Here is a 21002-nt window from a genome sequence, read left to right on the forward strand (position 1 = left end):
CGTCCCTCACGGCCCGTCGGGCACAGCCCGGTCAGGGCAGGATCTCGACGTACCCGTCGCTGCCGTGCACACGGATCCGCTGGCCGTCCCGGATCAGCCGGGTGGCCCGGTCGACGCCCACGACGGCCGGCAAGCCGTACTCGCGTGCGATCACCGCGCCATGGGTCATCAGGCCGCCCACCTCTGTCACCAGGCCCGCGATGCCGACGAAGAGGGGTGACCAACTGGGGTCCGTGAAGGCCGTGACCAGGATGTCGCCGGGCTCGAGATCGGCCTGCCCCATGTCGAGGATGACGCGGGCCCGCCCCTCGACGGTCCCGCCGGAAACCGGTAGGCCGATCAGGGCGCCGTCCGGCACGTCGTCGCGCCGGTACGCCCCGTTGACGGTCTCGCCCTCCGACGTGAGCACCCGGGACGGGGTGAGCGCGTGGTACGTCTGGAACGTCTCCTTGCGCTGGCGGACGAGCGCATCGTCCACCCGGTGCGAGCGAACGGCCTCGCGCAGCTCCTGGAACGTGAGGTAGAAGATGTCCTCCTTCTCCGGGAGCACCTTGGCCCGCACGAGGCGTTCGGCCTCCGCAAGCAGGGCCTGCTTGTAGACGAAGTAGCGGCTGACGATGTCGTACTTCGGGTACTCCCGGTAGCCGATGAAGGTGCGGACCCGCTCGATCATCCGCTGTGTCTCGTCGGCTTTGCTCTCCCCGTCGGGCAGGGCCCGCAGGCGGGTCAGCACGTCCTGTTCCTTCTTTGACGCCTCCTGCCGGCCGTGCTCGAAGCGCCGCTGGGCGGCGCCGGGTTCGAAGTTCCTGACGTTGTCGAGGATCGCCGGCACGAGTGTGCTGGGGCTCTCGCGCCACCGGGGCCTCGTGATGTCGATCTCGCCTGCGCAGCGCATGCCGTAGCGGTCGAGGTACTCCTCGATGGCGTCACGCGCTGTGGTCCCGCCCGCGTGTTTCGGCAGTTCGTCCAGGAAGTTGTCGTCCTCGACGCTCTGCAGGAACGTCACCACCTCCGGATGGGGGCGGATCACGTCCGCGACGTCGAGGAGCGCCAGGCCCATCTCCGACGTGACGTTGCCGGGGGCGGACAGGGTGAGCGTGTCAGCCGCGTTCTTCTCCCCCAGCCACTCGTGCAGCTTGTCGTTGAGCCACCACGTGGCTTCCATGCCCGCCATGATCGCCTGATGGCTGAGCGGATCGGTGAGGACTCGTTTGTGCTCCTGGAAGGCCTCCGTCAGGAAGTCGAACAGGGCAGGTCCGGTCTGCGTGGCGATGTCGCGCCGCAGTGCGGCGATGGACGCCTGGCTGCGCTCGATCAGCCCGTCGACGATGGCCGGATCGGTCTCGATCGGGGCGGGCGGGCCGCCGGCCGGGGATCCGCCGGGAGCCGGGTCCGGGAGCAGGGGGAGGAAGTCGTCGCGGTCGAGGACGGTCTCCAGCGCGTCCCGGGTCAGTGGATCGCCCCTTCCCACGAGGTCCAGGAGGCCGGCTCGGCCCTTGGGTGTGGACAGGGCTCGCGTGGCGTCGACGAACAGTCTCCCGCCGGCCTCGGTCATCGGCGCCATGGCCGTCAGCTTCCACATGGACAGCCCGAGGGGCTTCATGGGGTCGGTCATCATCTGCTGATGACCGACCGAGACGTAGATGCGATTCCCCTGGTCGGCGCCCTCTGGGATGGGGAACAGGGTCGTGATGGGCCGGCTCTGCACGATCTGGAAGTCGTCGTCGACCAGGCACCATTCGATGTCCTGGGGATGGCCGAAGTGTTCCTCGATCCGCCGCCCGAGATGGACGAGCCGCACGACCTGCGCATCTGTCAGTGCCGGCTGCTCCTGCCGCTGCGCGTCGATCTCCACCTCCTGTGTTCCGCCGGTCGGCAGGGCGTGGACGGCGCGCTGTTTGGCGGCGATCGTCTTCGCGACGACTTCGCCGTGACGCACCTTGAAGACGTCCGGGTTCACCAGGCCGGAGACCAGGGCCTCACCAAGACCGAAGCCGGCGTCCACGGTGGCGACCTTGCGGTTGCCCGTGACGGGGTCGGCGGTGAAGAGGATGCCCGACGCGTGCGGGAAGACCATCCGCTGCACGACCACGGCCATGTCGACCGTACGGTGGTCGATGCCGTTGTGCTGACGGTAGGTCACGGCCCGTTCGGTGAACTGCGAGGCCCAGCACCGGCTGACGTGCCGGAGGATCGCCGTGGGCCCCACGATGTTCAGGTAGGTGTCCTGCTGGCCGGCGAAGGAGGCCGTCGGCAGGTCCTCCGCCGTCGCGCTGGAGCGGACGGCGCAGGGGGTCTGCTCGCCGAGTCGGGAGAGCGCGCCGGTGATCGCCGCGGCGAGATCGCCCGGGATGGTGATCCCTTCGATGGTCCGGCGGATCTGCGCGCTGAGTGTGCGCAGTGCCTCCCGGTCGTCGGGGTTCAGGCGCGACAGCCGATCCAGCAGTTCCTCGACCGACGGCGCTTGCCCCATGATCTGCCGGAAGGCGTGTGTCGTCACGCAGAAGCCGCCGGGCACGCGGATGCCGTCGATCCTCGCCAGCGCGCCCAGGTGCGCGCCCTTGCCGCCGACGAGCGCGAGCTGCGTCTCGTCCACCTCTTGAAGGTCCAGCACGTACTGCTCGGTCATCGCGATACCTCCGGTTCTGCCGTACCGCTGGTCGAGCAGGTCTCAATCTCCGACACACGCACCTCGTGTCCCCGTTTCCGCAGGTTGTGGCTTCGGCCGATGATTCTGCGCCGAGACCCGGGCCTTGCCGCAAGCCCCCCGGTGCGCTATAAGTTAGGAGAGGCAAGGAGAGATCTCCTTGCCTTTGTGCTTTCCGGAGCGCCGGACCAGAGCGCTCGACGGGACCACTGGCCCGGGCGGCTGGAACCGAGCGGTTGCCGGCGCGGCGGCTGTTACTGTGCCAGCGACGTTGACCTTGTATCGAGGAGTCACAGACGTGGTGGGTGAAGACGACATCTCGGGGTGAGACCCGGATCTGACGGCCGCCGGGCGCGCTGAGGAAGCGCCGCCGAGGTGGCCGGTTCGTCGTATCTCCTTTCCCACGTCTGCCCAGGGCAGAGCTCTCTCTGTCCGTAGTACCCCGAGGTCATCTCCATGCCGGACGCCTCCGTCGTGTGCTCGAGTCTGTCCTTCTCCTGGCCCGACGACACCCCTGTCTTCAGCGATCCGTCCTTCACCGTCACGACCGGCCGTACGGGCCTGGTCGCCCCGAACGGTGCGGGCAAGAGCACGCTGCTCAAGTTGATCGCCGGTGAACTCCGGCCCCGTACCGGCTTGCTGTCGGTCGACGGGACGCTGGACCACCTTCCGCAGAGCCTCCCCCTGACGGGCAGCCTGGTCGTCTCCGAGGTGCTCGGCGTCGACGCTGTGATCCGCGCCCTGGACGCCGTCGAGTCCGGGGACGTCAGCGAGGGTGAACCGCCGGCGCGTCCGGCGGACGGCACGCTCACCGGGACGGGAGTTCCCGAGGTGTGAGCCGTCGGCGTGTGCAGTGGCCCGCGTCTGCGGCCGTGCGCCCGGCGGGCCGACCACCGATCACTCCTGGACGGATACCTGTGCCCCAGCATGCCCTGCTCGCCCACGACCTCGTCCGCTCCCTGGGCGGCCGACGTGTCCTCGACGGTGTCTCCCTGACCGCCTCCCCCGGCCACCGGATCGGCCTCATCGGGGAGAACGGCGTCGGCAAGTCCACTCTGCTGAGGTTGCTCGGCGGCCTGGACGAACCCGATGCGGGAACCGTCTCCCGCCCCGACGGCCTCGGTTTCCTCCACCAGGAGATGCCGTTCGACGCCGCGGCGACCATCGCCGCGGTGCTGGACGAAGCCCTGCGCGAGGCTCGCGAGGACCTCGCGGAGCTGGAACGGCTCGGCGAGGAACTCGCCCGGGTCCCGGAGGACGACCCCGGTCACCGGGCACTCCTCGACGCCTACGGCAGGCGGCTGGAGCAAGCCCAGGACCGCGAGTCCTGGGACGCCGACCGCCGCGCCGTCCTGGTGCTGGACGGCCTGGGTCTCGGCGCGCTCGGGCACCACCGCACGCTCGGCTCGCTCTCGGGTGGTCAGCGGGGCCGGCTGGCCCTGGCCGCCCTGCTGGTGCGGCGGCCTCCGGCGCTGCTCCTGGACGAGCCGACCAACCACCTCGACGACAGTGCTGCCGCCTTCCTCGAGGAACAACTCCGCGCTCTTCCCGGGGCCGTCGTGCTCGCCAGTCACGACCGTGCCTTCCTCGACGCCGTCTGCACCGACCTGATCGACCTCGACCCGGCGGTGGACGGCCCGGTCCGCTACGGCGGCGACTACAGCGCCTACCTGGGCGAGAAGCGCGCGGAACGGCAGCGCTGGGAGCGGCGGTACACCGAGGAACAGGAGGAGTTGGCGGAGCTGCGGCACTCGGCGGGGGTGACCGCGCGCCGCGTCGCCCCGGACCGGGCTCCGCGAGACAACGAGAAGATGGGCTACGGGCACCGGGCGGGCCGGGTCCAGAGCCAGATCTCCCGCCGTGTGCGCAACGCGGCCCGTCGGCTGGAGGAACTGGAGCGCGCCCAAGTCGCCGAGCCGCCCCGGCCGCTGCGCTTCGCGGCCGGGGAACTCGCCGCGCGTGCGCAGGAGAGCGAGCGCCCCCTGGTGTCCGTACGAGACGTGCGGGTGGCCGGCCGGCTCGCCCTGGACGGCCTGGCGGTGGCAGCGGGCGACCGGCTCCTGGTCACGGGCGGCAACGGGGCGGGCAAGTCGACGCTGCTCGCCGTACTCGCCGGGCGCCTTCCGGCCGAGGGTGAGGTGCACAGGCGGGCCGGGCTGACGGTGGGGCTGCTCACTCAGGACACCGAGTTCGAGCGACTCGACCGCACGGTCCGGGACACCTACGCGCTGGCGGTGGGGCCGGAACGGGCCGAGAAGGTGCCGATCGGCTCGCTCGGTCTGATGCACGAGGCGGACTTGGCCAAGCCCGTCGGGCACCTGTCCGTGGGGCAACGCCGCCGTCTGGCCCTGGCGCTGCTCGTGGCCCGCCCGCCGCACCTGCTGTTGCTCGACGAGCCCACCAACCACCTCTCCCCACGGCTGTGCGATGAGCTGGAGGAGGCGCTGGGCACCGCGGGCCCGGGCGCGATCGTGGTCGCCAGTCATGACCGCTGGCTGCGCCGACGGTGGCGGGGCCGGGAGCTGCGTCTGGGGCCGGATCGTGAGGAGCAGGAGGAGGTCCGGTACTGAGCCGGGGCAGCCTTCACGTAGCCCTACAGGCCACGTGACGCATTCCTCCAGGCACAGGTCGAGCGCGAGGCACGAGGAGTGCTTCCATGGGCCTTCGGGGCCGTACGCGTTCGCTCCGCCGCCCTGTGTGGCGTTGGCCCCTTCGACCGTGCCTTTGCCCGTCGCGCGTCACCTGTCCAACCGGTGACGCTTCCCCGTGAGCACATCAGACGGTGATGGTCTTGTACTCGGTGCAGGTCCCGAGGCCCACGGCGCCGTACCCGCAGATAGGCGTCGGCTGCCGAATCAGGCCCGCCGGCCGGCCCGGGTGAACCATCCCGCCGAGCCGTTCTCCTGGGAGATCAAGTGCGCGACCTGTCCGCGTCCTCCTCGCGCAGCGCGCTTCCTCCGGATCAGGGCGAGCGTTGCGACCATCCATCTGCCACATTGATGTATCACTTAACGTGGGCACTGCCACACGGATGCGCGATCGACGGCACGGAAAGCAGCTGAAACGGCACGTGGCCGGGGAGGGGTGTCACCCTCCCCGGCCACGTCGGCGTTCAGGACTGGCCGCGCCTGGGCAACCGCCAGTTCGGGCGCGGGAAGTGGCAGGTGTAGCCCTCCGGATAGCGCTGGAGGTAGTCCTGGTGCTCCGGCTCGGCGTCCCAGAACGGCCCTGCCGCCACCACCTCGGTCACCACCGGCCCCGGCCACAGACCGGACGCCTCGACGTCGGCGATGGTGTCCTGCGCGACGCGGCGCTGCTCGTCGTCGAGGTAGAAGATGGCGGAGCGGTAGCTCAGGCCGATGTCGTTGCCCTGCCGGTTGCTCGTGGTCGGGTCGTGGATCTGGAAGAAGTACTCCAGGATCGCGCGATAGTCGGTCGCGGTCGGATCGAACACGATCTCGATCGACTCCGCGTGCCGTCCGTGGTCACGGTAGGTGGGGTGCGGCTTGTCGTTGTCACCGCTGTAGCCGACCCGGGTGCGGATCACGCCGGGGAGCGACCGGATCAGCTCCTGCATGCCCCAGAAGCACCCACCCGCCAGCAGTGCCCTCTCCTCGACATCACTCATGGCGCATCACCTTTCCTGCCCGTGTCCGTCCCTGCGGGACCAGCCTCGCACATGCGCTCCCCTTACGCCGTCACCATCTCGACAGGTGACTGGCACCTCGCTCGCACTCGGCAAACAAATGCTACGCCGCCGTAGCATTTAGCACCCAGTTCGCGACATCGGAGAGGCGCTAGGTGCCGCAGGTTCCACAGGAGCTGGCTAGACTCGGCGGCGTGAGAGCTGACGCAGCGCGCAATCTGGAAGCCGTCCTGACGACGGGGGCACGCATGCTCGCCGCCGACCCCGGTGCGAGCATCGCGAACATCGCCACCGAGGCGGGTGTGGACCGGCGTACCGTCTACCGGCGGTTCGCCTCCCGCGAGGATCTCCTCGCCGCGATCTACGCCTCCCGCCTCGCGGCCATCGAGGACGCCATCGAGGACGCCCGGCTGCGCGAGGCCCCCGTCGCCGTCGCCCTGCACCGCTACGTCGAGAACATCATCGCCGTCAACCGCACCTGGCCGGTCGACCTCGCCCGCATGCTCGCCGACGACGTCCGCGCCCGCCGGGAGGCTTCGATGCGCGAGGTCGACGCCTTCCTCGAACGTGCCGTGGCCGAGGGACTCCTGCGCTCCGACCTCCCTCAGGGATGGGCGAGCGCGCTCCTGCCGCAGCTCATGCACCTCGCGTCCCGGCAGATGCCCGGGCTGAGCCCGGCACAGGCGGCGGACGTCGTGGTCGACACGCTGCTACGCGGCCTCGGAGCGGCCTGACGCGTGGGGTGACACGCAGGCCGGATCGCGGCGGATGGCCGAGAATCCCAGGGTGATCGCGAGCGAGGCAGAGGACCGCCGGGGACCGATACGCGCCAATGTCATCTTCCAGCACCGCGAAAACGGTCGGCAGCGTTCCGCCGGCACGGTGGGCCCGGATGCCGCCGACTGCCTGGGCGAATACCGACTCCGCCGCTCCTTCATATTTTCGACACACCTTGAACACGCCCTGAGCACTTCCAGCCGCATGGCGAGGAGCCTCGCACCGGGGGGCAGACGCTCCGCCCGGCCCCTGCCTAGCCTCCCAGGCCATGCGATCACCCCTGATGAGACGTTTCGGCCTCGGTGTCGTCCTTGCCCTCGCCCTGGCCGTGTTCGGCCTGGCCCCCGGCGCGAGTGCGGCGGACCCGGCGCCGGCGGAGCTGACCTTCGCCACCGACAGCGCGACCACCACGCCCGGCGGCTCGGTCAAGCTGTCGATGACCATCAAGAACAACAACACCTACGACGTCTGGTTCGTGTACCAGACGATCGAGCCGACCTGGCTGACCACCCAGCGCCCCGACCTCAAGTACAGCTTCTCCGGGTGCAGCCTCACCACCGCCGACGGCCCCGCCCCGTGCACCGGCACCGGCCCGGCCAACCTCGGCGGCAACTACGGCGCCACCATCCCGCCCGGCCAGAGCCGTACGGTCACCCTGACGCTGGACGTCGCGGCCGACTCCGGCTGCAACGGCAACATCGGCTTCTACTCGTACTTCTACGCCGAGTTCAGCGACTCCACGAACGTCAGCGGCGGCCCGGTGTACACGCCCGTGACGCGAGTGCTCTGCGCCTGACACTCCGTCCGGAGCCGACGGCGGTGACCTGAAAACCTCCATGCCCAGGCAGCCGCCCCGGTCTGGACCACTGGCACTCCGACCGGCGGGCCCCACAGGCCCGCCGGTGCGCCGCTCAGGCCCCGGACCAGCGTCCCGGGCCCCCGCGCCCACCTGCTCCGACGCCGGGCCGCGACCGGGAACGGCTCATTTCGCTTTCGGAAGCACCCCTTTCGACACCTGCGCTTTTCCGTCATGTTCCGCAACATGACCGCGAAATCTCCACACAGACATCACTATGTGACGCGAACGGATGCGTGACGAACTGGCTTCTGAGGGGGACGCCGGCGGCACGCAAGGGGGTGCGTCCGCTCCGCGGAGCAGTGCTCACCCCTGCCCGGGGAGGGGACCTCACCGCATGAAGCGGACCACACGCACCACCGTGCTCACGGTGGGCGCGCTCATCGCCGCACTGGGCCTGCCGGCCGGCGCGGCACACGCCGACACCGCGCCCCGCATCGATCTGCGGGTGCTGGTGGTGAGCGACGGCGGCCCGTCGACCGACGCCATAGCCGCCGAACTGGCGGCGGCGGGTACGCCGTACACCCGGATCGACCTCACGCGGTCCGGCCGGACCGTGATCGACGCCGACTTCCTCGCGGACACCGTGGACGGCCGGCCGCGCGCCAAGTTCCAGGCCGTCGTGCTGCCCAACGACAACCCGTTCCCGGCCGGCTCGTCCGAGATGGCGGCCCTGGCGGCGTACGAGCGGACGTACGACGTGCCCCAGGTCGACGCCTACACCTACGCGCGTCCCGAAGCCGGTCTGCAGTACCCGGTCCACGGCGGCTACTCCGGCAGCATCGACGGCAAGCGGGCGGAGGTGACCGCCGCCGGCACGTCGGGCCCCTTCGGCTATCTCGACGGGGCGGTGCCCTTCGAGGACAACGACCCGGCGATCGGCGAGAGTTACGCCTACCTGTCGAAGCCCGTGGCCGGGGCCGATTTCACCCCGTACGTCGAAGCGGCGATCCCCGGGCAGTCGGCCAAGGGCACGCTGGTGGGCGAGTACCGGCACGACGGTCGGCGCGAGCTGGTCGTCACCTTCGTCTACAACCAGTACCAGCAGCAGTTCCGGCTCCTGGCCCGCGGCATCGTGGAGTGGATGACCGGCGGCGTGCACCTGGGCGCCTCGCGGAACTACTTCGCCGTCCACGTGGACGACGTGTTCGCGGCGGACGACCGGTGGAACAGCCGGCTCAACTGCACGCCCGGTGACGTCGACTGCACGGACCCCACGGCGACGCCCGACCCGATCCGGATGACACCCTCCGACGTCGACCACGCCGTCGACTGGCAGAACAGCAAGAAGTTCACCCTCGACTTCGCCTACAACGGCGCGGGCAGCGCCGACCACCGCGAGGACAACAACGGCGCCGACCCGCTCGCCGACCGGCTGATCGCACGGCGGGGCGAGTTCCGGTGGATCAACCACACCTACTCGCACCCCTTCCTCGGCTGTGTGCAGGACACGTCCGTGGTGCCCTGGAAGTGCGCGACCGACGCCGACGGCAGCACCCGGTGGATGAGCCGCAACGACATCTCCGACGAGATCGCCATCAACCGCGTCTGGGGCGTGAGCGCCGGACTGCCGCTGGTGAACAGCGAGTTGGTCACCGGCGAGCACTCGGGCATGAAGGTCCTGCCGCAGCAGCCCGAGGACAACCCCAACCTGGCGCTCGCCCTCGACGACAACGCCATCGCCTGGCTCGGCTCCGACAACTCCCGTGAGCCCGGCCAGCGCCGGGTCGGTCCGTCCACGACCGTGCCCCGCTACCCGATGAACGTCTTCTACAACGCCGGCCGGGCCGCCGAGCAGGTCGACGAGTACAACTGGATCTACACCAGCCGCGCTCAGGGAGGCAGCGGCATCTGCGACGACAATCCGGCCACCACCACCTGTCTGCCGGCGCCGCTGGACACCGCCACGGGCTACGCCGACCACATCGTGCCGCTGGAGACGCGGATCGCCCTCGGGCACGTCCTGGCCAACGACCCCAAGCCGCACTTCATCCACCAGTCCAACCTGGCCGAGGACCGCATCGCCTATCCCGTGCTCGACGGCGTCCTGAACGGCTACGGGGCACTGTTCTCCGAGGACACCCCCTTGGTGAACCTGCGGATGCGCGACATCGGCGCGGAACTCGAGCGCCGAGCGAAGTGGCAGGCCGCGATCGGAGCCGGAGAGATCACCGCCTACCGCATCGGCGGCACGGTGACCGTCGACGCGCCGGACGGACTGGCGGTCACCGCGACCCTGCCCACCGGCACCACGCTGGCCGGTGCCGCGTTCGGCGAGGCCTACGCCGGGTCGGTGTCCGGCTGGACGCCCTCCACGGGCGCGCCGCTCGCGCTCACCCTGCCGGCCTCCGTCGTGGCTCCGGCCGCCGACGCCGCCGGCGAGACCGCCCCGGCCACCAAGCCTGCCCCGGACACCCGTGTCCCCGCGGGCGTCACCGACCCGGTGGGTCGCGGCACAGACGGCTGAACGGCGCATCCGCGCACGACCTGAAGGTCCTGGCCGCCCCGCGGCGGCCAGGACCGGCCCGAACCACCCCACACCTCGGCCGTGGAGCACATCGATGCCCGTTCCTCAGGGCGCGCGCCGTACCGGAGCGACGCGCGTCACCCTGCTCACCGAAGGCACCTACCCGCACAGCCACGGAGGCGTCAGCGTCTGGTGCGACCAGCTCGTCCAGGGCATGCCCGACCTGGACTTCGACGTCATCGCCGTCACCGGCACCGGCCGTGAGCCGGTCGTCTGGGACCTGCCCGCGCACGTCGCCGGCGTGCTGTCCGTCCCCATGTGGGGCGCCCCGCCCGAGGGCCGCCCGCCCCGGGGCCGGTCCCGCAACCAACTCGCCGCCGCCTACGAGCGTTTCCTGACCGCGCTGCTCGACCCGCGCGCCGAGGACGGGTTCGCGCCCGCCCTGTACGCGCTGGCACGGGCCGCGTCGGACGGAACGCTGAGCCCCTTCCTGCGCGGGGACCGGGTGATCGCGATCCTCACCGCGCTGTGGAACCGCCCCGGTCTCGCCGTGCGCGAGGCGCGGCCGACCCTGCACGACGCCCTCACCGCGACCGCCCTGCTGGAACACGCCCTGCGCCCACTGGCCGCCCCGGCGCCCGAGAGCGGGGTCGCGCACGCGGTGAGCGGAGGAGTCGCCGTCCTGCCGGGCCTCGCCGCCCTCGAACAGCACGGCGTCCCCCTGCTGTTGACCGAGCACGGGGTCTATCTGCGTGAGCGCTACGTCGGTTACCGCACCGCGCCCTACCGCTGGCCGGTGAAGGCCGTCGTCCTCGGATTCTTCCGGTTGCTCGCGCAGGAGAGCTACCGCCGGGCCGCCCTGATCACACCCGGCAACCGCTACAACCGGCTGTGGGAGGAGGAGGGCGGCGCCGACCCGGAGTCGATCCGCACGGTCTACAACGGCGTCGACCCCGCCGCGTTCCCGGCGGCCGGGCCCGAACCGGACTCCCCCACCCTCAGCTGGGCCGGCCGTGTCGACCCCATCAAGGACCTGGAGACCCTCGTCCGGGCCTTCGCCCTGGTCCGTGACCGGCTCCCGCACGCGCGGCTGCGGTTGTTCGGCGGGACCCCGCGGGGCGGAGAGGCCTACCGGGAGCGCTGCGAGGCGCTGGCCGCCGACCTCGGGCACGCCGACGCCGTCACCTTCGAAGGGCGCGTCGACGACATCAAGGACGCCTACGCCGCCGGGAACGTCGTGATGCTCTCCAGCATCAGCGAGGGCTTCCCCTTCACCCTGATCGAGGCCATGTCCTGCGGACGGGCGACCGTCTCCACGGACGTGGGCGGTGTCCGCGAGGCCGTCGGTGACACCGGGCTGGTGGTGCCACCGCGCGATCCGGCGGCGATGGCCGCGGCCGCGCTGGAGCTGCTGGGCGATCCCGGTCGGCGCAGGGCCATGGGTGAGGCGGCCCGGCTGCGGGTCATCGAGCAGTTCACCCTCCGGCAGACCATTGACACGTTTCGGTCCGTCTACCTGGAACTGGCCCATCCGAGCCAGGAGTTGACGATCGTGCCGACGGTCGGGCTGTCCGCGCCGGTCGTCCACGACACCGGAAGCCTCGCGCTGTGAGCGGGCCGATGTCCCTCGAACCCGGGGGCGCGGAGCAGGACACGCTCGCCATCCGGCTGGCCGGTCCCCACCCGTCGCGCCGTCGGCCGCGCTGGGCCCTGGACGACACCACGCTCGCCATCCGGCTGCCCCGGCAGGGCCCCGACGAGGAGGCGGTCAGTGAACTCGCCGCCGAACTCGCCGACCGCATAGGCCCCGCCGTCCACCCCTACGAGGTGGCGGCACTGCTGGAGGCGGAGGGACTGTCCGCCTCGCTGATCAACGAACGCTACGGCCACCCGAACCTGTTCTCCCTGGCCTCCGCCCTCTACGAGCGGGTGCCGCGCACCTTCCCCGAACCCGCCCCGGCGGCCGACCCCTGGCGTCCCGACACCCTGCGCTGTCTGCTGCGGGGGGTGCTGTTCGCCCTGCCGGGGCTCGCCTACCTGTTGACCGCGCCGCTGTGGCACGCCGGCGGGTACGCCCCCGCCCTCATCGTGGCCGGGCTCGTCTCCTGGGCGTGGGGGCAGGCGCTCGGCCACCGCGCGCACCTGCGGATGGCGACCGGACGCCGGGAGGCGGGCCGTACTCTCCTGTTCGGCGCGCCCGTGGGAGCGGTAGTGGCCACGGTGGCCGCCGCGCTGCCCGCCGAGGGCGGACCGGTGACCCTGGTGGCGGCCGCGCAGTCCTCTTACCTGGCGGCCGCCGGTGTCCTGCTGGTGCTGGGCCGGGAACGGCTGCTGCTGGCCGCGCTCAGCCCGCTGCTCCCGGGAGCGGCCGTCCTGCCCTGGTGGGAGCCCGGCGCCGCGCTCCGGGCCGGGCTGCCCCTGCTGGCGCTGCTCGCCACGCTCACCGTCACCGGCTGGGTCCTGCGGGGCGCCCTCGCCCTCCCGGCCGTCACCGACGCGACCCGCCCGCGGCTGCTGTGGTCGCTGCCGTACGGCCTGTTCGGGCTGGCCGCCGGCGTGCTGGTGCTGCTGGGAGGGCGGGAGGAGCCGTACGCGGTGATCGTGCTGACGCTGAGCATGGGGCCGGCGGAATGGCTGCTGTACCGCTACCGGGGGCTGTCGGTCGCCGCGCTGCGGGCCACCGCCACGCCGGCCGGGTTCCTGCTGCGCTCGGCCGGCATCCTCGGCCTCTGTCTGCTCGCCTATCTCGCGCCGCTGCTGCCCGCGGCCCTGCTCACCGGCTCCGACCCGGGCGCCCTGCTGCTGCTCGCCGCAGTCCTGTGGACCGCGCTGCTGCTCCAGGCGTTCGGGGCGGCCTGGTCGTCGGCCGGGATCTGCCTGGCGGCGGCCGCCGGGGCCGGAGCGGTCGTCCTGTTCCGGCTGCCGCCGGGCGCCGCCCTGGCCCTGCCACTCGCCTGCGGCGCCGCCGCCCTGTGTCTGGCGGCGTGCGCGCTGCGGCTGCTCGGCCGGCCCGCACCGCATGCCTGAGCCCCACCCCGCTCCCCCGCTCGCATCCCACCCAACCGAAGGGACACCGCAGTTGACCTCCGCACCGCTCGCCGCCGTCACCGGAGCCGAGGGCTTCATCGGCTCGCACCTCACCGAGGCACTGGTCGCCTCCGGCCACCGGGTCCGGGCCATGGCCCAGTACAACTCCTTCTCCTCCTACGGCTGGCTGGAGACCCTGCACCCGGACGTCCTGGACCAGGTGGAGATCGTCCTCGGCGACGTCCGTGACCCCGGCTCCGTCCGCGGCCTCCTCGAAGGCGCCGACACCGCCTACCACCTGGCCGCCCTGATCGCGATCCCGTACTCCTACCAGGCCCCGCACAGCTACGTGGACACCAACGTCACCGGCACCCTCAACGTGCTGGAGGCCGTGCGCGCCCTCGGCACGCCCCGGCTGGTGCACACCTCCACCAGCGAGACGTACGGCACCGCGCAGACCGTGCCCATCACCGAGGACCACCCCATCAACACCCAGTCCCCGTACGCCGCTTCGAAGGCGGGGGGAGACCGGCTGGCCGACAGCTACCACGCCAGTTTCGACACCGCAGTGGTCACCCTGCGGCCCTTCAACACCTTCGGGCCGCGCCAGTCGATGCGTGCGGTCATCCCCACCGTCATCGGGCAGGTCGCGGCGGGAGAGCGCACCATCACCCTCGGCGACCTGCGTCCCACCCGGGACTTCACCTTCGTCAAGGACACCGCGCAGGCCTTCCTCGCCGTCGGCACCGCGCCCGCCGGGCAGGTCGTGGGCCGTACCTTCAACGCCGGGACCGGTGGGGAGATCTCGGTGGGCGACCTGGTCGCGCTGATCGGCAAGGTGATGGACACCGCCCTCGATGTCCGCGAGGACACCGCCCGCATCCGTCCCGCGAACTCCGAGGTGATGCGGCTGGTCGCGGACGCGAGCCGGCTCGCCGCCGCCACCGGCTGGCAGCCCGCGCACACCCTGGAGGAAGGCCTGGCGGCCACCGTGGAGTTCTTCCGCGACCCGGCCAACCTCGCCCGCTACAAGACCGGCATCTACAACATCTGACACCGCACAGCGGATCTCGTCCGTCACGTCCGCGCACGTCCACGAAGCGTTCACGAAGGAGGAGCCCATGCACGCAGTGATCCTGGCGGGAGGCAAGGGCGTCCGGCTGCGGCCGTACACCACCGCGCTGCCCAAGCCGCTCGTGCCCATCGGCGACCAGCACGCCATCCTGGAGATCGTGCTGCGCCAGCTGTCCACGGCCGGTTTCACCAGCTGCACCATCGCCATCGGCCACCTCGGCGAGATCATCCGCGCCTACGTCGGCGACGGCTCCCAGTGGGGCCTGGCCGTCGACTACGCCACCGAGGAGAGCCCGCTGGGCACCATGGGCCCGCTGCTCACCCTGCGCGACCGCCTGCCCGAGACGTTCCTGGTGATGAACGGCGACGTCCTCACCGACCTCGACTACGCCGACGTCCTGCGCCGGCACCGCGCGTCCGGGGCCCCGCTGACCATCGCGACGTACGCCCGCAAGGTGCACATCGACTTCGGGGTGCTGACCACCGACTCCAGCAAGGTCGTCGCGTTCACCGAGAAGCCGAGCATGGACTACCGCGTGTCCATGGGGGTCTACGGCCTGTCCCGCACCACCCTCGACGGCTACACGCCCGGACTCCCGCTCGGTTTCGACGAGTTGGTGCTCGACCTGCTCAAGACCGACGACAAGCCGCACGCCTACGATTTCGACGGGTACTGGCTGGACATCGGCCGCCCGGACGACTACGACCGGGCCAACGCCGAGTTCACCACCCGCAAGTCGCTTCTGCTCAAGGGAGCCTGAGCACGCCATGCGCATTCTCGTCCTGGGCTCCACCGGCTATCTGGGCGCGCACGTCGCGGAGCGGCTGCGCGCCCTGCCGGGCGCGCAGGTCCTCGTCGGCGGCCGGTCACCGGCCGCCGATGTCGAAGTCGATCTCGCCCGCGCCCGCCCGGAGCAGCTGGCGAAGGCCCTCGCGTCGGCCGCGCCCGACACGGTCGTCAACTGCGCGGGCGCGACCGGCGGCGACGCCGTCACGCTCGCCGAGGTCAACGCGCGCGGTCCCGCGGTGCTGTGCGCGGCGCTGCGCGAGGCGTCACCCGCGGCCCGTCTGGTGCACCTGGGCTCGGCCGCCGAGTACGGCCCGGGCACGCCGGACACCCCGGTGACGGAGTCGGCGGCCACCCGCCCGGTCGGCCCCTACGGTGCGACCAAGCTCGCGGGCACGGTCGCGGTGACCTCCTCCGGCCTGGACGCGGTGGTGCTGCGGGTGGGCAACCCGGTGGGACCCGGAGCGCCGCCCACCGGGCTGCCCGGCCGGATCGCCGCGCTGCTGCGCGAGGCCGGCCCCGATGCGAAGGCGGTGCTGCGGCTCGGCGACCTGTCCGCCCACCGCGACTTCGTCGACGTGCGCGACGTGGCGCGGGCGGTGGTCCTCGCGGCCACGGCTCCGGGCCCACTGCCGCCCGTCCTCAACCTCGGCGGGGGCCGGGCCGTCCCGGTGCGCGACTTGGTGCTCGGTCTGGCCGGCCTGGCAGGCTTCCGGGGCCGGATCGAGGAGGGTGCGGCGAGCCCGGTCGGTTCGGCCCGCTCCGCGCAGGTGTCGTGGCAGTGTTCGGACATCTGCGCCGCCGCGGAGGCCCTGGGGTGGCGTCCGGCGCACTCCCTGGACGACGCGCTGGCCGCCCTGTGGGAAGGCGGCGGCACGCCGTGAGCCTGCTGATCCCGCTGTACGTCCATCCGGCCGAGGACCCGGGTGCCTGGCACCGGCTGATCACCGAGGCGACCCGCACCTACGGCGTCGTTCTCAACCCGGCGAGCGGTCCGGGCGAGGCCCCCGACCCGGCGTTCACCGCGGCGGCCGGTGCGCTGCGGGCCGCGGGGGCGCGGCTGCTGGGCTACGTCGACACCGACTACGGGGTGCGTGACCCCGCGGAGATCGCCGAGGACGTACGGCGGCACCGCGAGTGGTACGCGGCGGACGGCTGCTTCCTGGACCGGGTGACGGCGACGGCGGACGGGCTGCCGGCCTGCCGTCGGCTGGTGCGGACGCTGCGCCGGCTGGGCGTGGGTACGGTCGTCCTCAACCCCGGCGTCCACCCGGCCTCGGGATACGCCCGCCTCGCCGACCTGACCGTCACCTTCGAGGGGCACTGGTCGACGTACGTCTCCGCCTTCAGCCGGCCGGGGTGGACCGCACGACACGCACCCGAGGGGCTGTGCCATCTCGTGTACGGCGTGCCCGAGGCGCTCGTTCCGCTGGCCGTTCGCACGGCGCACGAGCGCGGAGCGGCGGTCTGCGGCCCGGTGACGGGCGAACCACCCAACCCCTGGGCCCAGTTGACGCCGGCTCTCACCGGGGCCGGTCGATGAGCGGGCGAGTCCTTTCCCGCGCGGCCCTGCTGACCGCGTTGACGGCCGCGGCGCTGACGGGCTGCTCCGGCGGCGCCGCGCCACCCGGCGAGGCGCACGGTACGGCCTCGCCCACGCGGGCCGTGTGGAAGCCCCGTCCGGGTCTCGCCTGGCAGTGGCAGCTCGACGGCAGGGTCGACGCGTCGGCCGACGTGCCGGTCTACGACATCGACGGCTTCGAGAACTCCGCCGCGGACGTGGCCCGACTGCACCGCGCGGGGAGGAAGGTCATCTGTTACGTCAATGTGGGCGCGTGGGAGGACTTCCGGCCGGACCGGGACGCCTTCCCCCGTTCGGTTCTCGGCGAGCCCAACGGGTGGTCGGGCGAGCGGTGGCTGGACATCCGGCGGTTGTCCGTCCTGCGGCCGATCATGGAACGCCGCTTCGACATGTGCCGCGACAAGGGCTTCGACGCGGTGGAGCCCGATCTGGTGGAGGGCTACGGCAACGACACCGGCTTTCCGCTCACCGCGCGTGACCAGCTCACGTACAACCGCTTGATCGCGGACATCGCCCACGAGCGGGGGCTGTCGGTGGGGCTGAAGAACGACCTTCCCCAGATCCCCCAGCTCGTGGGCCACTTCGACTTCGCGGTCAACGAAGAGTGCGCCCAGTACGACGAGTGCGGTGAGCTCTCCCCGTTCATCGAGGCGGGCAAGGCGGTGTTCCACGTGGAGTACAAGGAGCCGCGGAGCAGCTTCTGTGCCGAGTCCCGCCGACTGAGGCTGTCGTCGATGCGCAAGGAGCCGGAACTCGGGGTGTGGCGGAGTCCTTGCTGACAGCGCGGGCAGTAATCCCCGGCAGCACTGGCGGGCAGGCTGCCTCGCGAGCGCGGGATCGGACACCTGCTCCCGCAGGAGGAAGGCCTGGTGTGCGGGGCGGACAACGACTGAACAGACCCTGAGGGCTCCCTTCCCGTACGTACGGGAAGGGAGCCCTCAGGGTCTACTCGGATGTATTCGGGGGCGTCTGCCAGCGACCGGTCAGGCGTGGCGGTGCGAGCGCCGGTTGCCGGCGATGACGCGGTACAGGGCGAGCAGGATGAGGGAGCCGACGATCGCGGCGATCCACGTGGACAGGTCGAAGAACCCGTCGATGGAGTCCACACCGAAGATGACCTTGCCGAGCCAGCCGCCGAGCAGACCACCGACGATGCCGATGAGCATGGTGATGATGATGCCGCCCGGGTCCTTGCCCGGCATCAGTGCCTTGGCGATCGCGCCGGCGAGGAGCCCGATGATGATCCAAGCAATGATGCCCATGGTGCGTCTCCGCTTCGTCGTATAAGGATTCTGTTAAGTCATCGGGTGCGCCGATCCCGCCCGCCCAAACGTCTCCGTCGTGTATCAGCTCTGCGGGCCCTGTTCCGACGCCCGTTGACGGGTGGTCCGCCGGGAACCGTCGAGGGCGGCGACCGCGCGCACGGCATCCGCGACGGCCGGGGAGTCCTTTCTCAAGATCGCACCGTGGTTGGCGGCGACCTTGACGCTGTCGATGTTCGCGTTGCGAGCGGTCACCGCCTCCAGGCTGGTGCGGATCCGTTCCTGCTCGTCACCGCGGCTTCCGAACGACGTTCCCGAAGCGACGACGTACCGCACCGGGACGGTGATGCCGTCCAGCACGGGGCCCAGCTCATGCGTGCGGGAGAGCCTGCCGAGCTCGATGTTGCTGTTCGCCTGCTCCTCGGCGGTCATCCGCGGGGTGAGTCCCGTCGGGCGCAGCAGCGGCAGCACCCACCCCATCCGCCAAAACAGCTTCCGTATCCGCTGCTCCATGGCGTCGTCGAGCCAGTCGTAGGGAAACGCGCCGTCGACGAGGATCGCGCCCACGGTGCGGTCCGGATTGCGTCCGGCCCAGTGCGCCGCGACGACCGCTCCGTAGGACCAGCCCACCAGGAGCGCCCGGTCCACGCCTCTGGCCGCGAGGACGGCGTCGACGTCCCGGACGGCCGCCTCGAAGGAATAGTCCGCCGAACGCTTCGACTTGCCGCGGGCCCGCTCGTCGTAGGTGATGTGCCGCCACCCCGGCCCCAGTTCGGCGAGGGTGTGCCGCCAGTACCCCTGAGTGGCGAACTGGCCGTTGAGGTAGACCACCGGAGTACCGGGGCCGCCCGTGTCGGTGACGGCCAGGGCCGTGTCCTCGACCGGCACCATGCCGGTCCAACGCGCTTGCTTCGGGGAGGTGTTGTCGTTCGTCATGTCCTGGGCCTTTCGTGCGAGGCGTTGCCGTGCTCGTTCGGAGGGGCGGCGGGTTTCTAGAGGCTGCGGGCGGTGATGTCGCCCTGGGCGGTGGTCGCGTGGATGGCCAGGTCGGCGGCGGCGCCGTCGGCGTTCTTGAGGGCGTTGTGGATCCGGCCGTGGCCGGTGCCGGCGTCGAGGGAGGCGGAGACGCCGTGGGCGGCGGCTACGGTGATGTCGCCCTGATCGGTGCGCAGCGCGACGGTGCCGGATGCGGCCTCGGCGATGCGGAGGTCGCCCTTCTGGGTGCTGATCTCGGCGGGGCCGCCCAGGCGGCCGACGGTGATGTCGCCGGCGAGCAGGGTGAGGCGGGCGCTGCCGGTCTCGTCGAGCTTGACCGTGCCCTGGGCCGCGTCGAAGACGACGTCGCCGAGCCGTCCGACGCCGCGCAGGTCTGCGGCGGCGCCCTTGGCCTGGACGCGGGATCCTGCGGGCAGTTGGACGGTGACCTCGACGGATCCGCTGTGGCCGAGGATGCGGTTCTTGGCCGCGGGGGCCTCGATCCGCAGGACGCCGTCGTGGTGGGCGATCTCGATGTGCTGCGCCGCCTTGATGTCGCGGCTCCTGGCGGGGTCCGCGGGCAGGACCTCGACGGTGGTGTCGGTCCGGTCGGCGGCGATGAGGCGGATGCGTCCGGCGGGGATGTCCAGGACGGCCGAGACGGGGGCGGGGCTGTCGAACCTCTGCATCGTTGCTCTCCTTGGTCTGGCTTCGTTCCGTCGTTTCCAACGATGGAAACGCTACGTTGCATTCACACAGCAGGCAACAGCCTCGTTGCACACGAAGTCAGTCACCGCAGCTCAGAGCCGAGAATTCATTGCAACGACCTTGCCGCCTAACGCAACAACACGAGCCATTCCGTTGCAATGAAATGGAGGTGAACGCTCCGCGGACCGCACCGGGAGCCGTCGACGGGCCGTCGTTCCGTACCCTGACGGCATGCGCATGCGCCCCACCCTGAGCTGGACCCCTGCCGGGGACCTGCCGCCGGCGACCACGGATCTGGAGCCGGTCACCGATGCGCTGCGCGCCGGCGGAGTGCTGGTGCTCAGCGGAGCGGGCATCTCCACGGAATCGGGCATTCCCGATTACCGGGGAGAGGGCGGGAGCCTGAGCCGGCACACACCGATGACCTACCAGGACTTCACCGCCGACGCCCAGGCCCGGCGACGGTACTGGGCCCGCAGCCACCTCGGTTGGCGCACCTTCGGCCGGGCCCGCCCCAACGCCGGCCACCAGGCCGTGGCCGCCTTCGGGCGGCACGGTCTGCTCTCGGGTGTCATCACCCAGAACGTGGACGGCCTGCACCAGGCCGCGGGCAGCGAGGACGTCGTGGAACTCCACGGAACCCTGACCCGGGTCATCTGCCTCTCCTGCGGCGCCTTCAGCCCGCGCCACGAACTCGCCCTGCGACTGGAGGAGGCCAATCCGGCGTTCGCACCCGTGGCCGCCGGAATCAACCCGGACGGGGACGCCGACCTCACGGACGACCAGGTCGGGAGCTTCCGCGTGGTGCCTTGTACGGCCTGCGGCGGCACGCTCAAACCGGACGTCGTGTTCTTCGGCGAAACCGTTCCGCCGCAGCGGGTCGAGCACTGCCGTGAACTGGTCCGCGCGGCGACCTCGGTGCTGGTCCTCGGCTCCTCGCTGACGGTGATGTCCGGGCTTCGGTTCGTACGCCAGGCGGCGCAGGAAGGCAAGCCGGTGCTGATCGTCAACCGGGATCAGACCCGGGGCGACCAGCACGCCCTCACCAGGGTTTCCCTGCCGCTGGGCGCCGCCCTCGGCACCATCGCACACCGGCTGGGCATCGCCTAGCCATCACCCCGTCCAGCAGGGGTTTCCCACCGCTCGGGACCATAGACTGGGCATGACGGTCCTGCCCGGCACTTTCGGTGGGAG

Annotated in this window: 17 protein-coding genes and 1 pseudogene; 13 read left to right on the top strand and 5 right to left on the bottom strand. The window is 71.4% G+C overall.

Going from position 1 to position 21002, the window contains the following annotated elements; genetic code table 11:
- Nucleotides 1-31: 31 nt before the first annotated feature.
- Nucleotides 32-2629, bottom strand: coding sequence for a rifamycin-inactivating phosphotransferase (rph, locus tag QOL88_RS00715; RefSeq protein WP_097214584.1), 2598 nt, complete (start codon nt 2627-2629; stop codon nt 32-34).
- 474 nt (nt 2630-3103) lie between these two features.
- Here rph and QOL88_RS00720 point away from each other — a divergent pair.
- Both QOL88_RS00720 and QOL88_RS00725 read left to right on the top strand, forming a co-directional pair.
- Nucleotides 3104-3421, top strand: a pseudogene (locus QOL88_RS00720) (ATP-binding cassette domain-containing protein); the annotation flags it as partial.
- 143 nt (nt 3422-3564) lie between these two features.
- A complete protein-coding gene (locus QOL88_RS00725) occupies nt 3565-5217 on the top strand; it encodes an ABC-F family ATP-binding cassette domain-containing protein (protein ID WP_097214585.1) in 1653 nt (550 codons plus the stop codon).
- Between the two features lie 542 nt (nt 5218-5759).
- On the opposite strand, the gene msrA is transcribed toward QOL88_RS00725, so the two are convergent.
- Nucleotides 5760-6275 carry a peptide-methionine (S)-S-oxide reductase MsrA gene (gene msrA, locus QOL88_RS00730; RefSeq protein ID WP_097214586.1) on the bottom strand — a complete coding sequence of 172 codons (516 nt, stop codon included), beginning with the start codon at nt 6273-6275 and terminating at the stop codon, nt 5760-5762.
- A 266-nt stretch (nt 6276-6541) separates the two neighbouring features.
- Between msrA and QOL88_RS00735 the strand changes: the two genes are divergently transcribed.
- From QOL88_RS00735 to QOL88_RS00780, 10 genes are all read left to right on the top strand, one after another.
- Nucleotides 6542-7027 carry a TetR/AcrR family transcriptional regulator gene (locus tag QOL88_RS00735; RefSeq protein ID WP_097214587.1) on the top strand — a complete coding sequence of 162 codons (486 nt, stop codon included), beginning with the start codon at nt 6542-6544 and terminating at the stop codon, nt 7025-7027.
- 311 nt (nt 7028-7338) lie between these two features.
- Complete coding sequence (locus QOL88_RS00740; RefSeq protein WP_097214588.1) at nt 7339-7866, top strand: hypothetical protein; 528 nt, start codon at nt 7339-7341, stop codon at nt 7864-7866.
- Between the two features lie 397 nt (nt 7867-8263).
- On the top strand, nt 8264-10393 hold the full coding sequence (locus QOL88_RS00745) for a hypothetical protein (protein WP_097214589.1): 2130 nt from the start codon (nt 8264-8266) through the stop codon (nt 10391-10393).
- A 94-nt stretch (nt 10394-10487) separates the two neighbouring features.
- Entirely contained in the window at nt 10488-12005 is a 1518-nt protein-coding gene (pelF, locus tag QOL88_RS00750) for a GT4 family glycosyltransferase PelF (RefSeq protein ID WP_097214590.1), read from the top strand.
- Nucleotides 12002-13420, top strand: coding sequence for a hypothetical protein (locus QOL88_RS00755; protein ID WP_097214591.1), 1419 nt, complete (start codon nt 12002-12004; stop codon nt 13418-13420). The genes pelF and QOL88_RS00755 overlap by 4 nt, the downstream gene beginning before the upstream one ends.
- A gap of 52 nt (nt 13421-13472) precedes the next feature.
- Complete coding sequence (locus tag QOL88_RS00760; RefSeq protein ID WP_097214592.1) at nt 13473-14474, top strand: GDP-mannose 4,6-dehydratase; 1002 nt, start codon at nt 13473-13475, stop codon at nt 14472-14474.
- Nucleotides 14475-14541: 67 nt separating this feature from the next.
- Entirely contained in the window at nt 14542-15255 is a 714-nt protein-coding gene (locus QOL88_RS00765; protein ID WP_097214593.1) for a nucleotidyltransferase family protein, read from the top strand.
- A gap of 7 nt (nt 15256-15262) precedes the next feature.
- Nucleotides 15263-16165 carry an NAD-dependent epimerase/dehydratase family protein gene (locus tag QOL88_RS00770; RefSeq protein ID WP_097214594.1) on the top strand — a complete coding sequence of 301 codons (903 nt, stop codon included), beginning with the start codon at nt 15263-15265 and terminating at the stop codon, nt 16163-16165.
- On the top strand, nt 16162-16824 hold the full coding sequence (locus QOL88_RS00775) for a spherulation-specific family 4 protein (protein ID WP_097222786.1): 663 nt from the start codon (nt 16162-16164) through the stop codon (nt 16822-16824). Before QOL88_RS00770 ends, QOL88_RS00775 begins: the two co-directional genes overlap by 4 nt.
- Complete coding sequence (locus tag QOL88_RS00780) at nt 16821-17642, top strand: endo alpha-1,4 polygalactosaminidase (RefSeq protein WP_097214595.1); 822 nt, start codon at nt 16821-16823, stop codon at nt 17640-17642. The genes QOL88_RS00775 and QOL88_RS00780 overlap by 4 nt, the downstream gene beginning before the upstream one ends.
- Before the next feature lie 204 nt (nt 17643-17846).
- On the opposite strand, the gene QOL88_RS00785 is transcribed toward QOL88_RS00780, so the two are convergent.
- The 3 genes from QOL88_RS00785 to QOL88_RS00795 form a co-directional block, all read right to left on the bottom strand.
- Nucleotides 17847-18125, bottom strand: coding sequence for a GlsB/YeaQ/YmgE family stress response membrane protein (locus QOL88_RS00785; protein WP_031113970.1), 279 nt, complete (start codon nt 18123-18125; stop codon nt 17847-17849).
- Nucleotides 18126-18209: 84 nt separating this feature from the next.
- Nucleotides 18210-19061: an alpha/beta fold hydrolase gene (locus tag QOL88_RS00790; RefSeq protein ID WP_097214596.1), complete on the bottom strand. Its 852-nt coding sequence runs from the start codon at nt 19059-19061 to the stop codon at nt 18210-18212.
- Between the two features lie 56 nt (nt 19062-19117).
- Nucleotides 19118-19789, bottom strand: coding sequence for a DUF4097 family beta strand repeat-containing protein (locus QOL88_RS00795; protein ID WP_097214597.1), 672 nt, complete (start codon nt 19787-19789; stop codon nt 19118-19120).
- A 250-nt stretch (nt 19790-20039) separates the two neighbouring features.
- On the opposite strand from QOL88_RS00795, the gene QOL88_RS00800 reads away from it, so the two are divergent.
- Entirely contained in the window at nt 20040-20918 is an 879-nt protein-coding gene (locus QOL88_RS00800; RefSeq protein WP_097214598.1) for an NAD-dependent protein deacetylase, read from the top strand.
- The last annotated feature ends 84 nt before the right edge of the window (nt 20919-21002 follow it).

Origin of the sequence: Streptomyces sp. Ag82_O1-12, from assembly GCF_900182715.1 — a bacterium.
Lineage (GTDB): Bacteria > Actinomycetota > Actinomycetes > Streptomycetales > Streptomycetaceae > Streptomyces > Streptomyces massasporeus.

Excerpts from the sequence above, each read along its gene's own strand:
- rph (WP_097214584.1), bottom strand. The coding sequence starts at position 2,629 with ATGACCGAGCAGTACGTGCTGGACCTTCAAGAGGTGGACGAGACGCAG.
- msrA (WP_097214586.1), bottom strand. The coding sequence starts at position 6,275 with ATGAGTGATGTCGAGGAGAGGGCACTGCTGGCGGGTGGGTGCTTCTGG.
- QOL88_RS00735 (WP_097214587.1), top strand. The coding sequence starts at position 6,542 with ATGCTCGCCGCCGACCCCGGTGCGAGCATCGCGAACATCGCCACCGAG.
- QOL88_RS00740 (WP_097214588.1), top strand. The coding sequence starts at position 7,339 with ATGCGATCACCCCTGATGAGACGTTTCGGCCTCGGTGTCGTCCTTGCC.
- QOL88_RS00745 (WP_097214589.1), top strand. The coding sequence starts at position 8,264 with ATGAAGCGGACCACACGCACCACCGTGCTCACGGTGGGCGCGCTCATC.
- pelF (WP_097214590.1), top strand. The coding sequence starts at position 10,488 with ATGCCCGTTCCTCAGGGCGCGCGCCGTACCGGAGCGACGCGCGTCACC.
- QOL88_RS00765 (WP_097214593.1), top strand. The coding sequence starts at position 14,542 with ATGCACGCAGTGATCCTGGCGGGAGGCAAGGGCGTCCGGCTGCGGCCG.
- QOL88_RS00770 (WP_097214594.1), top strand. The coding sequence starts at position 15,263 with ATGCGCATTCTCGTCCTGGGCTCCACCGGCTATCTGGGCGCGCACGTC.
- QOL88_RS00780 (WP_097214595.1), top strand. The coding sequence starts at position 16,821 with ATGAGCGGGCGAGTCCTTTCCCGCGCGGCCCTGCTGACCGCGTTGACG.
- QOL88_RS00785 (WP_031113970.1), bottom strand. The coding sequence starts at position 18,125 with ATGGGCATCATTGCTTGGATCATCATCGGGCTCCTCGCCGGCGCGATC.
- QOL88_RS00790 (WP_097214596.1), bottom strand. The coding sequence starts at position 19,061 with ATGACGAACGACAACACCTCCCCGAAGCAAGCGCGTTGGACCGGCATG.
- QOL88_RS00795 (WP_097214597.1), bottom strand. The coding sequence starts at position 19,789 with ATGCAGAGGTTCGACAGCCCCGCCCCCGTCTCGGCCGTCCTGGACATC.
- QOL88_RS00800 (WP_097214598.1), top strand. The coding sequence starts at position 20,040 with ATGCGCATGCGCCCCACCCTGAGCTGGACCCCTGCCGGGGACCTGCCG.